This is a genomic window from Sulfurovum sp. MH2-6 (assembly GCF_058374785.1).
This window is the reverse complement of sequence record NZ_CM178170.1, coordinates 961,151-974,826: the sequence shown is the minus strand read 5'-3', so window position 1 is coordinate 974,826 and position 13,676 is coordinate 961,151. Positions and strand designations below refer to the sequence as shown.

The 13,676-nt window shown below is 46.6% G+C and carries 16 protein-coding genes; 4 read left to right on the top strand and 12 right to left on the bottom strand.

Translation table 11 applies throughout. The features are described 5' to 3' along the window. Positions 1 to 170: 170 nt before the first annotated feature. Positions 171 to 611, top strand: a complete 441-nt coding sequence (locus AC4JOV_RS04925; RefSeq protein ID WP_229936253.1) for a desulfoferrodoxin family protein — start codon at positions 171 to 173, stop codon at positions 609 to 611. Between the two features lie 78 nt (positions 612 to 689). On the opposite strand, the gene AC4JOV_RS04920 is transcribed toward AC4JOV_RS04925, so the two are convergent. From AC4JOV_RS04920 to AC4JOV_RS04880, 9 genes are all read right to left on the bottom strand, one after another. Further along, positions 690 to 899, bottom strand: a complete 210-nt coding sequence (locus AC4JOV_RS04920; protein ID WP_229936254.1) for a hypothetical protein — start codon at positions 897 to 899, stop codon at positions 690 to 692. A gap of 122 nt (positions 900 to 1,021) precedes the next feature. Next, the gene (locus AC4JOV_RS04915) at positions 1,022 to 2,188 is read right to left on the bottom strand and encodes a TMEM43 family protein (protein WP_229936255.1); all 1,167 of its coding nucleotides are present in this window, start codon (positions 2,186 to 2,188) and stop codon (positions 1,022 to 1,024) included. A gap of 11 nt (positions 2,189 to 2,199) precedes the next feature. Then, positions 2,200 to 3,234, bottom strand: coding sequence for an AIM24 family protein (locus AC4JOV_RS04910; RefSeq protein ID WP_229936256.1), 1,035 nt, complete (start codon positions 3,232 to 3,234; stop codon positions 2,200 to 2,202). Continuing rightward, complete coding sequence (locus AC4JOV_RS04905) at positions 3,235 to 3,828, bottom strand: SH3 domain-containing protein (protein ID WP_229936257.1); 594 nt, start codon at positions 3,826 to 3,828, stop codon at positions 3,235 to 3,237. Positions 3,829 to 3,840: 12 nt separating this feature from the next. Next, a complete protein-coding gene (locus tag AC4JOV_RS04900; protein ID WP_229936258.1) occupies positions 3,841 to 4,524 on the bottom strand; it encodes a hypothetical protein in 684 nt (227 codons plus the stop codon). Between the two features lie 81 nt (positions 4,525 to 4,605). Next, entirely contained in the window at positions 4,606 to 5,460 is an 855-nt protein-coding gene (locus tag AC4JOV_RS04895) for a hypothetical protein (RefSeq protein ID WP_229936259.1), read from the bottom strand. Between the two features lie 14 nt (positions 5,461 to 5,474). Further along, entirely contained in the window at positions 5,475 to 6,542 is a 1,068-nt protein-coding gene (locus AC4JOV_RS04890) for a hypothetical protein (RefSeq protein ID WP_229936260.1), read from the bottom strand. A 12-nt stretch (positions 6,543 to 6,554) separates the two neighbouring features. After that, positions 6,555 to 7,454 (bottom strand): hypothetical protein, encoded by a 900-nt coding sequence (locus AC4JOV_RS04885; protein WP_229936261.1) that lies wholly within the window; start codon positions 7,452 to 7,454, stop codon positions 6,555 to 6,557. 43 nt (positions 7,455 to 7,497) lie between these two features. Continuing rightward, complete coding sequence (locus AC4JOV_RS04880) at positions 7,498 to 9,162, bottom strand: vWA domain-containing protein (RefSeq protein WP_229936262.1); 1,665 nt, start codon at positions 9,160 to 9,162, stop codon at positions 7,498 to 7,500. Between the two features lie 99 nt (positions 9,163 to 9,261). On the opposite strand from AC4JOV_RS04880, the gene AC4JOV_RS04875 reads away from it, so the two are divergent. From AC4JOV_RS04875 to AC4JOV_RS04865, 3 genes are all read left to right on the top strand, one after another. Further along, positions 9,262 to 11,124: a 7TM diverse intracellular signaling domain-containing protein gene (locus AC4JOV_RS04875; RefSeq protein ID WP_491522191.1), complete on the top strand. Its 1,863-nt coding sequence runs from the start codon at positions 9,262 to 9,264 to the stop codon at positions 11,122 to 11,124. Continuing rightward, complete coding sequence (locus AC4JOV_RS04870; RefSeq protein ID WP_229936264.1) at positions 11,121 to 11,804, top strand: response regulator; 684 nt, start codon at positions 11,121 to 11,123, stop codon at positions 11,802 to 11,804. Before AC4JOV_RS04875 ends, AC4JOV_RS04870 begins: the two co-directional genes overlap by 4 nt. Positions 11,805 to 12,029: 225 nt before the next feature. Then, a complete protein-coding gene (locus AC4JOV_RS04865; protein ID WP_229936265.1) occupies positions 12,030 to 12,332 on the top strand; it encodes a hypothetical protein in 303 nt (100 codons plus the stop codon). On the opposite strand, the gene AC4JOV_RS04860 is transcribed toward AC4JOV_RS04865, so the two are convergent. The 3 genes from AC4JOV_RS04860 to AC4JOV_RS04850 are packed head-to-tail and all read right to left on the bottom strand — an operon-like array spanning position 12,282 to position 13,666. After that, positions 12,282 to 12,710: an ArsC/Spx/MgsR family protein gene (locus AC4JOV_RS04860; RefSeq protein WP_229936266.1), complete on the bottom strand. Its 429-nt coding sequence runs from the start codon at positions 12,708 to 12,710 to the stop codon at positions 12,282 to 12,284. The genes AC4JOV_RS04865 and AC4JOV_RS04860 overlap by 51 nt on opposite strands. Next, positions 12,707 to 12,967 carry a hypothetical protein gene (locus AC4JOV_RS04855; protein ID WP_229936267.1) on the bottom strand — a complete coding sequence of 87 codons (261 nt, stop codon included), beginning with the start codon at positions 12,965 to 12,967 and terminating at the stop codon, positions 12,707 to 12,709. Before AC4JOV_RS04855 ends, AC4JOV_RS04860 begins: the two co-directional genes overlap by 4 nt. Positions 12,968 to 12,970: 3 nt before the next feature. Further along, entirely contained in the window at positions 12,971 to 13,666 is a 696-nt protein-coding gene (locus tag AC4JOV_RS04850; RefSeq protein WP_229936268.1) for a hypothetical protein, read from the bottom strand. Positions 13,667 to 13,676: the final 10 nt, after the last annotated feature.

Here is a 13,676-nt window from a genome sequence, read left to right as displayed (position 1 = left end):
TATCGGGATATCTTTTATACCAGGAAGAGTCCGGGAAAGGCTTCGGTAAACCGGGGTCACTCCCGTTACTTACTCTTATTGCTCCGGATAAATTATATCTTAAGAGAACTATTACCTTTTGGTCGATATACTCAACCGGTACTTAAACTATACGATTAAAGGAATATACTATGAATAGAAGAGATGCACTTAAAGCAGCAGGTATTGCGATAGCGACGGCTGCAGTTTCAGCGAACGCGACTGAAGCGGCTTCTACGACACCGCCGATGAACCGCATCGATATGAAACCACAGGATCCTGCAAAACCGACTGATTTCGAACTCAAACATATGCCGCAGATCACAGTGAAAGAGAAAGATAGCAAAGGCTATACAATGGTTGAGATCACCATCGGGCAAAACGGTATCATTCACCCAAGTACACCCGATCATTGGATAGATTTTATCGAACTCTATGCGGATGATAAACTTGTAGGTAAAAATATGCTTGAAGCGGATATCTCAAGAGGTGCAACAGCATTTGCGGTCAAACTTGACGGAGTGAAAACACTCACATCAAAAGCAGGATGTAACCTGCATGGTATCTGGACAGCATCCGTAGCACTCTCATAGTCCAGACAGGACTCTTCCCCTCTTTTGGGGCGGAACGTTACCCTGAATGTTGTTTACAGGTAGTCTCGTTTTCCACCTCTACTGCATTTTACCAATGAGATGTATCGTAATGAAAGGCAGATCACACTGTTGCGCTATCGGGCAAAGGTATCGGCCGTGATCAGATAACCGTTCAAGTTGTTCCTGCACATCCCGCTTGCTGGTTCCATCACATGCCATCGTTCCATGGCAGTCAACCAAAAGACACTCAACCGTGAACGTAACCCATACCGGGAATGCGCATCTCAATCAAACCTCTCTCCTCCTGATATGAAATTCATAAAACAGTATAAAGGAAACTCCCGTTATGTCCATCGTAGAGGGAAGAAGCAGTAAAGCTCCCGGACCGAACATCGGGGAACTTTTCAGATTTACTTTCTTGGAGGGGGTGTCGCAGCGGCCGGTGCCTCTGTTGGACCGTTTTTGCTCTTTTTGAGTTTGGCGATACCGTAAGCCAACCCGATGCCGACGGCAAGTATCGCAAGCGAAGTAAAGGGTCTGACACTGAACCATGCGACCGCGATCACCACAGAACCGATCACAAGAGTAAGGACCGAAGCGATGATCGCACTCACACCGCCGACCAATGAACCGAACATCGGGACTACATTGGCCAATGCTGTCAACGGTCCCATGATCAGCATAAAGCCTATGAACATCAAGAAGAGCCCGCCTACTCTAACGCCCCATGTGATCAGCGTATTGATACTTTGTGCACCCTCCAGCATCTCTTGGGCAGACACCTTACCCCTTTCAATAAAGAGCAACTGGTTTCCGTTCTCGGCATGAAAAGAGGCCAGGGATTTCATCTCCTGTTTGGCATAGAGAGAGTAGACCCCGCCCGGTGCCTGGCTGTAAGTGATCTTAACATCCCCTACCTTTGGCTCCTGCGGGTTCTCTCCCCTGTAGAGGAATGTCTGGTAGTTCTTTACCTCGCCGATCGTTGAGGGGAACTTGCCCAGGTTTAACTGTTCTGATGCATTGATCCCTGAGATGACATTGGTCGCAAGATAGAAATCTCCCACATGCGCATCACTGATGAATCTGTCACTGTGGTAAGGGAGTTGCGGATTGATATGTTCCTCCTGTTTCTCAAAACTCTCTGATGCGATCCGTCCTTCTCTCCATCTCTTTTCATAGGTATAGGTCGTGACCCTCTCCGTACCCCCTCCAAGTTTATTCTCTTCACGGGTCTCCTTACGCTCGCTCCACTGATACATCTCCACTTTTCTGGAAAGTACCAGGGCATTCGCATCGATCATAAAGAGTGTATCATGAAGTATTTTCGTCGGTTTGATCTCCCCGTACAGCCACACAGGCCTGCCGTTGTACTCCGGATTGTATGCCATGTTGGAAAGCACTACGGTCTTCTCTTTCATCTCAGTCAATGCATCTGCCTGTTTCAGACTTCTTCCCTCGTTCCACCATAACAGCACCACAGAACCTACCAGAAGCAGCAGCCCCATAATGATCCCGAAAAATGAATTTCCTATATTCTGTCCGTAACTGACCGTTGTCCGTTTTGTAAAAGTATCCATCTATTCCCTCCTTAGTTAAATCTGTCGCCCATCACCATATCACCGATCATACCGAGCGCCGAACCTTCGCCTTTGTCCGATCCGCCGTATTGCGGAGCTGCTGAGAGCATTCTGCCTGCAAGTCTTGAGAAAGGCAGGGACTGCACCCATACTTTCCCCGGCCCCTGCAAGTTGGCAAAGAAGAACCCTTCACCGCCAAAGAAGGCGGTCTTGATCCCTCCTGCCTGTTCAATGTCAAACTTCACACGGGGTTCCATCGCAACCAGACACCCTGTATCCAGATGCAGTTTTTCCCCCTCTTCCAGCGAGATCTCTTTAAGCATTCCTCCTGCATGGATAAAGGCCATCCCGTCACCTTCAAGTTTCTGCATGATGAACCCCTCACCGCCGAAAAGACCGGTCAATATCTTCTTTTGAAAATAGATCCCGATCGAAACCCCTTTTGCTGCACAGAGAAAACAGTCTTTCTGGCAGATCAAGGTGCCACCCATTTGGGAAAGATCTACCGGGATGATACGTCCTGGGTACGGTGCGGCGAATGCCACCCTGGCTTTATCCTCTCCCTTGTGGGTGAAAACGGTCGTAAAAAGGCTCTCACCCGTTACCAGTCTTTTCCCTGCACCGACAAGCTTGTCAAAAAAGCCTCCCGTATCCTCTTTGGAGCCCGAACTGTCACCAAATACCGTATCCATCACGATAGAGACATCCTTGTACATCATTGCACCCGCTTCGGAGATGGCACTCTCCTCAGGGTCCAGTTCGATCTCCACATACTGGATATCTTCACCAAATATCTCGTAATCGATCTCATCAGCCTTGTTCGTCCTCCCCTCGGTCAGGCGTGAAGGAGGTGCAGAAGTGACAGCTCCGAGGCTATCTTGCGAACCGGTGAGTTCCGTCACCTGTGCAACCGGTTTCCAGTCACTGAATCCCGCTCTCCATGCATAACTTTCCGGGTAACGTTCGATGAATGCTTTTGCCTCATCATTGCCTACCGGACCGACCTTCTCTCCACTATATGACTCTAAAAACCACTCTATACTCATCTATTCTCCTTCCTTTTTATGCAATTGTTTATCCTCTCTATGCAGATAATCCTCTATCATTCTGCCGTTCGCACAGTAACCATCCATCTCCTCGGCAACTGCACCAAAGTGACTCTCGGCATAAAGAACAGTGCGGGGATACTCCCGTATCGTCACACCCGCAACATTCGACGCTTCATCCAGTTGCAAAGCAGTCACAACCTGACATACCCCCTCATTACATGCAATGACATAATCGCAATGCCCGACTCCGTTGATCAGTACATACCCCCTGTTTTTTCCTACTAAATATCTTGCATTCACCCAACCGTAAGGAGAACCGTCGTCATACCCCTCATAGTTGTATTGTACCAGAGGGTGCACATGACACCAGACTGATCTTCCAACCATAAGACAGTGGTCTACACCTACTTCAGCCTCAGGAGGAAGTGATCCTATACTTTTTGAATGCAGGTCCGGATTTTCCCGTACATGCAGCACATCATTTTCCGAAACATATGTTACCACTCCAAAAAGCGGTGGAGAGGCAACCTCTATCTTCCCTGCAGACAGGAACACGGTAAGAGAGAAGAGTAAAAAAAGACACCTCTTCATACGCTGCTCCTTCTAAAGAGAGATCGGTATACACGTCTCATCATGCCTCCTTTTGACCACTTCCTCTTTGAGACGGCTGCCCTGCATATCATAGTAGAGAAACGTCTCCTGATAGTCACAACTGAAAGAGAAAAAGCTTTGGAACCTCACCCGGTAGAGATCACCGATCCTTTTATAACTATAGGGATGGCTGAAGTCCGACATAGTAGTCTCTAGCCACAGATAGAGTTCGGCTTCCGTATCGATCTCCCCGAGCATTTGCAGCAGTTCACTGCGGTTTTCTATCGCTTTGAATCGACCGCTTTGATCGATAAAGTTCAATACCCTGAAACGCTCCACAGGAAAAGGGTGTAAGGTCTGTTTCCAGAAATATGACCGCTTCACTACCGCTTCAGCCAGCCACCTTCGTACTTCTCTCTCCCTGGAGCTAAACGCACGTGGAGCACTTTGAAATACAGGCTCAAGTTTCCTCTTTTCATCAGGCAGGTAACTTCCCTTGGTTTTGTCATACTCTGCGTCATACTGAAGCACTTCAAAATAGCGGATATCCCACGCAAAGTGAAACGCCTCCATCCGATATGCCATACTCCCGTTAAAACGTTTCTCACCTTTCTCCAGCAAGGGAATCTCTTCTTTGTGTCCGGCGTTCAGCAAGGTAACAAAGCAGGAGAGAAGGATCATATACCTGAACTTCATCACAGACTACTTCTTTTCACTGATTTGCACCAAAGACAGGGGAACCACTGCCATAATAAAAGATGTTTTTTCATGATTGATCTACTTGTTATCAACTGCTATCGGTTTGAAAAAGTATACTTTACCGCATTTGCCGGATAGCGAAAAGCTTCTTCTACTGTGGGGGCTCCTGAACTGTGCCATGATCTCCCTGAATTCCTTCAGAGAGACGCCATCTCCGTCATATTCCAAAACACTGATCTTTCCAGTAGTCTCATTTGCCTGTAAAGTGGTAGTATCGGCATCAATGACTTCATCTCCTCCATACATCAGGTAATAGGTCTTGTCAACAGAGCGTTGCTCACTCTCCATGAAATCCTTATGCCGAAAACGGCATGCCCGCCACTGTTCACTGGACATATTTGGCATCTCTGTTGGATCAGGCGTATAGATCAATACATTGGTAAATCTTGCATAGCCATCCACCTCAGACACCTGCCACGCTTCAAGTCCCTCACCCCAACACCTGTTTGAATTGTGCGTGCCTGTCTGTTTGAAGGTCACTTCCCACAGGTAGGGACAGCTTTGTACGTTTTGCTCATCCTCTTTGGCCTCAGGTACAGGAGCTCCTCCCGGTAGAGGGTTCTCCTTTCGGCAATCATTTAAACTGTTGACGGTGGGTCTGCATTCGGGAGGGAAAACCTGTGAACTTATTTTATGCGTTTTGATACAGTATCGATGTCTGCACTCCTCAGTACAGCACGGATCATCTTTGCATTTCTTTGTGCACTGATACATAAACCACCCCAGACCATGATCCGTAGGATCGTAGTCAGTTTTCGAGTAACTTCCTCTCCTATCCCCCGGACCCTTGGGATGATCACCCTCCACTGCATGCAGCTGCGTGAACAAAAAGAGAAAACACCAACCCCATAGTATTGACTTGATACGTAACATACCAATCACCCTATTTACCTCATGCATTGTTCAAGCGTATTGACTGTTTGTGCCTTTTTGACACAAGGAATGATGACATTGAGATAGTGGTTGATCTCCTGTAAAGACTCCTCTTTCATCTGGGAATTCCAGGAGCTCAAAGGCGGTTCATCCTCTCCTGTCATCTCGTTGAGCTTTTGATTACATCGGTTCGCTTCGCTTAGTGTATCTGCATCGGTGAGACACTCTTGTGCAAAACGCATGCTTTGCTCCTCTGACAAGATCTCTTCCTTCATCATCGGGAACATCGCATTTTTCATCGATGAGAGCATCGCCTGCTCTTGTCCCGCATCGGCTCTTTGACCCGGCTGCACACCGGCATCCTGCGCCGCCGCAGCCATCATACCCATCATCATTTGCATCTGCTGCGCCTCTTTCTGGGTTGATGCATCCATTTTACCCAATCTGTTCCGATCGATCGCCATACCCATATCGTCGCTGATCGGAAAATCAGGAAGCTTGAAATCCTCTTTATCAACAGAGATATCAAACTCCGCTTTGGTAGCTGTCTCGGTATGCTTGATACCCATCATGTTCGATTCAACTTTAAGCGGCACCCCTTTGTAGATACACTGTTTCGTACCCATCACTTCCCACACTTCACAACGGTAGCCCAGCACTTTATCATAACCTATCTGCTTACCGCCCATCTGTTTCATCATCGCTTTTCCTTTGGCAGCCATATTTCCGCCCATCATCGCCATAGGGTTTTCCTGACGCACAATGTTTTTCTCGTCAAAGTCAACGATGTACATGATTCCCTCTTTAAAATAGACCATCGTATGGGCTTTGTTTGTCTGTGTCTGTCCCATCACAACGGTCTTTTCCACCTTGTTCTCTTCGGTAAGGCTTTGCGAGCCGTAGGCATCGAAGAGAAGATGCTTTTTACCCAGGCTTTTTGTCGTGACACCCATTGTATTGCCTGAGCCTTTGATCTCGTAACTGACTTTACCGCTTTCAACATCATAGAGTTTTGTCTGCTCTGCGTGTACAAGTGTAACGCCCAAGATACCTATCACTCCTGCTTTGATCCATGTTTTCATCTATTCTCCTTGTTATTTGGTATACATATCCAGATCATTTGCCATCTGTTCAAACTCCGCGTCTGATTGAGCGTTATCGGAGTCCTGTGTACTCTCTCCGTTTAACATTTTGCCCAACGTCTCCAGTTTGGCTTCGACCTCTGCCATATCCGGCATATCATCAAACTCCGACTCCATCGCTTTCATTGTCACCTCTGTAGGGTTACAGTGTTGCAGCTGCGGCATATACTGCTGTCCGCAGGCGATACCTCTCGCATAGCCCTGTGCATCTTTTCCCCCGTCGCCTATACAGTCATAGTAAGCTTTCCAGAGCCGTATACAGGCATCCTCTTCCTGCTGCTCCTCTTTGGTCTCATTGTTCTCTTGGTTCTCTTTCGGTGCAGGCGTACACATCTGGTACCCCAGTGATCCCGTGGCCTCATCTATCAATTCATAAAAACTATTTTCAGCTCCTGAGACCTTTGCCTGAGCCGTCACATGGCCCTGACGGTCTTCAATCCTGAGATCTATTGACATACGCCCCTGCTCGAAAACTATTTTTCCTTTCGCCAAATGGGTTGCCACTATAATATGAGGTTTCAACCTGCCGGCAGGATCAGCATAAGGGCCGGACGAGAGTTCGATCTCCCTCTGAATAGCTTCCATTGTCCCGGGGTCCTCTGATCCGACTACCGTATATGCTCTGCTGCTATCATTGGGACAACGCAAATTATGCAGACCGGTAACGACCATATCCATCAGGGCGCTCCCCGGCATATCTTTGCCGGTAATAGTAAAATCAGCAGGATTATAGCCGATTGCCATCTCACCGGATATGCTGCTACTCTCCCCCGATGCTGCCTCCACGGAGGAGGTCGCAAGAAGCATCAGGATACAACAACCGGCAATCCCCAATAATTTTTTACATTTCATAGCACGCTTCCCCCCTTCTAAGAGTTTTATTTCTAACATTTAGCTACTTGCTGTCAAGAGGTTCTTTTACAGGAAGCTGCGTCATATCGACCTGCAGCGCATTCGTTCCTGAGCCTGCGGTAAAGGCAGTCTCTTTTTTGAGGTTGCCTACTTTGGTCTCTACCGTATAGCTGCCATCTTCCAGCACCATCTTTACAGGCTCTATGCACTGCACTTTTTTGTGAAAGACTATCCTGCCGTTGGAAGAGTAGACTTCATACGCTACGGTATCATTGGGACTGGCACATTTAGTACTGATCTCAAAAGGTGGGAAGGTGACGTGTACTTTGGTCACCTCACCCGGTTTGATCTCAAACGCTTGTTCCTGTTTGAAGTTATTGTAAGAGGATTTAACGATATATTTCCCTACAGGTATCTGCTTGACGCACCCTTTTGTCTTGCCGGAGTGGCATGACCCGCCGACACGTTGACCGGTTTCTTCATTGTAGACCGTGTGATAAGCGTTTATCCATTTTCCGCCTTCGGTTTCGGACGCGGTGATCTCGACCTCTCCTGTCTCTCCCATCACAAGATGTACTTTGGTCACCTCGCCCGGTTTGATCTCAAACGCTTGTTCCTGTTTGAAGTTATTGTAAGAGGATTTGACGATATATTTCCCTACAGGTATCTGCTTGACGCACCCTTTTGTCTTGCCGGAGTGGCATGACCCGCCGACACGTTGACCGGTTTCTTCATTGTAGACCGTGTGATAAGCGTTTATCCATTTTCCGCCTTCGGTTTCAGACGCGCTGATCTCGACCTCTCCTGTCTGCCCCATCACAAGATGTACTTTGGTCACCTCGCCCGGGTTGATCTCAAAAGTCTGTTCCTGCTTGAAGTCGTTATAGGAACTCTTCACCACATACTTTCCTACCGAAAGCTGTTTTGAACAGGGGTCCTTTTGAGTGGAGTTACAGGAAAACATACGCGCATTGGTCTCAGCATTATAGATGGTATGGTAAGTGCTTATCCATTTGCCACCCTCTCTCTCTGATGCAGAGATCTCTACCGTATGGTCAAGTTTTTTGGCTACAGGTTTCGGTATAGACTTGGGGACTTCCACTTTCTTCACGATCGTATTCATCGCCTTATTCAATGCCGTCGCATTCTTGGCAGAAAAATACTCACCCCCTGTTGCCTCTGCGATACACTGTAACTCTTCATCTGTTTTTCTATCGACATTGAACCCGATCACATGCGCTACAAAGTCGATCCCCTCTTGTTTCAACGCTTTAGCCGTACCGCAAGGGTCCGGATCGCAGGTCTCTTTCCCGTCAGAGATCAAAATCACCGTCGCTTTCTCTTCGGTATACTTCAACGCTTCAGCCGCTTTACGGATCGCACGGCTGATCGGCGTCTTTCCTTTAGGGGAGATCGCATTTACCGTAGAGATCACACGGTCACTGCGCACCTTCCCTACGGGGATCACCGTCTCAATATCATTACAATCCCCCTTGCTTCGGTGCCCGTAAACGATCAACCCCATCTCTACCTCAGGGTTCCAGTTTCTCACTACGCGGTTGAGTGCTTCTCTTGCGATCTCTATCTTTGTTTTACCTGCGATCTGCCCCCACATACTTCCCGATGCATCAAAAATGATCATCGCTTTCGCTTGTTCAGCCACAAGCAGTGTACTCCACAACAGCAGCATAACGACAACTTTTTTCATCTTCGTCCTCCTTCTAGCGTAATTAATTCATTTAATTATAGTGCTACCATGTGTCAAAAAAGTGCCAAAATTACAACACTTTTACGATACAATCGAAAAATGCAGCGCATATGGGGATCTTCTATCATTCTGGTGATACTGTTGGTTTTGCTCTCTAAGACGATAGAGGCAGGGGTGATCAAGCTCAACAACGATCCCTCAATCTCGGTTCTGGAACACAGCAGCATTTACTTCGACCAAAAGCACCTTGATCACCAAGCGGCCATTCCAAAGATACGATTTACCCCCTATACCAAACGCTATATCAATACCAGTATCTCCCAGGATACGATCTGGGTCTGCTTTACCCTGCAAAACGATACTCCTTCAGCGATCGAGAAGGTTTTAGTCCTCACCTCCCCGCTGTTGGAGCATATCACACTCTACAAGGAAGATGGAGAAGAGATCACCAAGGGACACGCACATATCACGGAGACACATCAGACGATCTTTCCCTATTTTCATCTTCACCTCCCGCCGAACAGCCGGCTGACCTACTACCTGAAAGTACGATCGGACTACACCCCGCTCGATTTTTCCATTGCGCTTCAGGACCAAGAAATGTTCTTCCGGTCAGACAGGCAGCAGCAGCTTGTCACTATACTCCTTCTGGGAGTGATACTTACCCTGATGTTTTACAGTTTTATTCTCTCTCTCTTTATCAAAGAGAAGAGTTATCTCTACTATAGTCTCTACCTGTTTGCCCTGATCTATCAGCAGATCACCTATGTAGGACTCACCCAGATCTTTTTCCCGCCCTGGTTCGTGACACTGGATATGCAGATCTCCATCATCAAGGTCACTTTCCTGATCATCACCTCGGCACTCTTTGCAATGCACTTTCTCAAGATCGAATGGAACACAAGGCTTCATCGTATCTACCGTCTCTTCATCTTTGTTTCACTCTTTGAGATGATCGTCTGGGGTCTCTCCTCAGGCCCGGTGATGTATCTCATCATTTTGACGGGGACACTCTTCATCCTCTTTAACCTTTTTGCAGCGATACAGACCTACCTGCACGGGTTCAAAGAAGCAAGGCTCTTTGTTTTGGGCTTTGGTATCGTCTTTGTCTCTTATGCGATGATCATCTTCGATGCACTGGGCTTCAGCTCTATCATGCAGGACTTTCAAAATATCCTGATGTGGGGGACCGCTGCCGAAGCGCTGATCCTCTCACTGGCATTTGCCGACCGTTACCTTATCTTGCAACATGCCAAACTGCAGAGTGATACAAAACTGTTTGAAGAATCAAAAAAAAGAGAAGAGATCATAAGGCTGGAAGTAAAAAATAAAACTGAAGCGCTCAACAAAGCACTCCAAAACAAAGACACACTTCTACAGGAAGTTCACCATCGTGTCAAGAACAATCTACAAATCATTCTTGCCATGATAAGACTCCAGAACAACGATATAGAGGATCCATATACCAAAAGAACATTTGAGGAACTGGAAAACCGTATCAATGCTATAGCCAAAACGTATAGCATGCTCATTGAGAATGACGATCTTGAAAATGTCGATATGGAGGAGTATATCAGTATCCTGGTCACGGACTTACAATACTCGTTGCTGCACGCTTTACACTATAACACTTCCAATATCCGGATCGATACGGATATCGACGTGATACTTCCGTTGCGCCAGGCAGTATATATAGGTATTATTATCAATGAATTGATTACCAACAGCTACAAACATGCATTTTCCAAAGAGGATTCGGGAGAAATAACGATCATATTGAAACAACATCATGAATATTATCAGCTAGACTACCTGGATAACGGAAAAGGATTTGATGCATCTCTTTCCCATAACTCACTGGGTTTAAAATTGATCAAAAGTTTGATAAGCAATCAACTCGATGGAAAGCTGATCCTCACTTCCAACGCCCATACACACTATCTTATAAGGTTTACACTATGAAAATTCTGATCGTAGAAGATGAAAATATCAGTGCGATGGAACTTGAACACTATATCACTTCGCTAGGTTACCATTCTGCGGGTATCGCTTCAAATGCCAAAAGCGCACAGGATCTTGTAAAAAAAGAAAAACCGGAACTTGTGCTGATGGATATCTCTATCAAAGGAGAAAATGATGGCATAGAAACCGCTTCGATGATCACAGAATCGAATCCATTGATCAAGATCATTTTTCTCACAGCCTATACAGACAATTACAATATTGACCGGGCAGTAAAGATTGATCCTATTGCTTACTTGTCTAAGCCCTATAATCGCGAGGAACTGAAAGCATCGATCAAGATTGCACAATACAAGATTAACAATAAAGAGGTAATCTACTCACCGGTAGATATCACTTCGATAAAACTTGATGAAGAATTCAGTTATGATGAGGAGCACCATACCCTTTATTATTTTGATACAATCGTGAACCTGACAAAAAAAGAGACGGACCTTCTTTCTCTCTTCATCCATCATAAAAATAAAATCGTCGATCACTATACGATAGAAAATACACTTTGGCCGACTAAAGAAGCAAACTCCAATACCATTAGAACATTGGTGCGGCGCCTAAGACCTAAGCTTAAACATAGATTCATTAAAACTATTCCATCTCTAGGTTACACTTTTCATATTTGAGTATCGTCATGAAGTCACGATAGACCTAAACAACTATGCTTCACACATACGGACAATATGAAATGTCTATGATCCGTTGCCACTGAAGGTTCAACCTCCTATGAAACACCCGTTTAACGGTAATATAATAGTGTTGATTTTTCTTCGGGGACTTGAAGCGCTGTCACAATACCCTATCCTGTCGAGAACACTATTTGCATCTGATAGCGTAAAACAGAGTCTGAAATGAACAAAAAAGAGTGGACGCAGGAAGAGTATCTGAGAGAGAAAAAGCGCAATGAAGCAAACGGTATCCAAACACTACTGGTAGATACGATCAATCTGCCGATCGAAGGGGTGGAGAGTCTGCTCTATAACCCTTACGAACTGCAATCCTACCCGGAGGGTACGGTCTTCGTCTTTTACTGTGATACAGGAAAAACAACGATGGAGAGACTGCCGGAGTATCAAAAACGCTTTCCGGGGAAAAAGTGTATCTCACTTCGAGGCGGCCGGGGGTACTGGCGCAGGGCATGCAGTGTCGGATGAGCATGTTTCGGCTCTCTCCAAGTCAAGGCGCACCCCCAATATCCCTTCGATCACCGCTTTATCAAATCCGCACATCCTGTGACCGTCTACACTGATCAGGGGACGGCGTATCAGTAGAGGCTGATGAAAGAGCAGATCCAGGGCCTCCTCTTCGGTATAACTCTCCGGATCTATCTCTCCTTTTTTTACAGCCGGGGCATTGGGGTTGAACCACTCGTTTACGGGCCTCTTTTCCAGATAGCTATAGAGTTCCTCCGGCGTCATCTGATGATCAAGCAGACTTCGTTCTATCACCATACACCCTGCATGACGCAAACTTCTTTTCTGTTTTTGATTCGTCACACATCCCGGTTTTTCGTAAAAAAGAATAAGATTCATCCCATCTCTACCAGATCGATCGCTTTGTCCGTCAGACAATAGGTCGTTGCACCGTCATCTTCCAGAGTCATACACTCGGCCAGACATCCTGCATCCCACAGAACGGCTATCGCGTCATCTACGAGCTTTTTTCTCAAGCCGAGATAGGCTGCGATATCCTCACTGTCATAGACACTGTAGTTCTCTTCATCGCTGAGATTGTAAACCGCTTTCATCACACTGCGTATCACTTGTGTTTTGTTATGTGGATCCAACATCCCTTACTCCTTTAAAAGTGCTATCTTCTTTTCCAAGGCAATACGTTGAAGCGGATGAAGAGAGATCCTCTCCAGCCAATCCGTATACGCTTCGAGATAATGCCTTTTGATAAAACTATGCAAATTCTGTACCAGCTCAACAAGGGACTCGAGATAGGCTTTGGCTTCATCATAATTCAGTTTTTTGATCGGCTGCAGGCGTCTTTTGATACCTTGGGCAAGCCGCTGATCCATCCGCTCTTCGACAAAAGAGACGAATGCAGAGGCAGCTTCAGGGTCTGCATAACGCTCATTCCATATACGCCCGTTGATCATCTGGTCACAGGCCAGGTCCAAAAATACCGGGGCAAACTCCAACACGCTTATCAGCTCTTTGAGATCATCATCCACCATCGCCCTGAAAAGCATACGGCTTCTGTTGCGTATCTTGACACGCAGATGCTCTTTTGCGATCACATCAGGATGTACCCGGGAAAAACGCTCAAAGGCACCGAGCCTGGAGTGGTTAAATGCCATGATAGAGACCATGGGGTTCCTGTCGCTTACCTGGTCCGGGTGGGAGCCAGAAGGCCTGTAGAACGACCATTCAAGCCTGGCATAATCATCCTCATGAGAGAGATAAAGCCTATCCCCTTTGGACTCGAACTCCGGATCATCCCTGAGTGCTTCGATCTCCTCTTTATAATTTAGCTCTTCCATCACCGCCCCT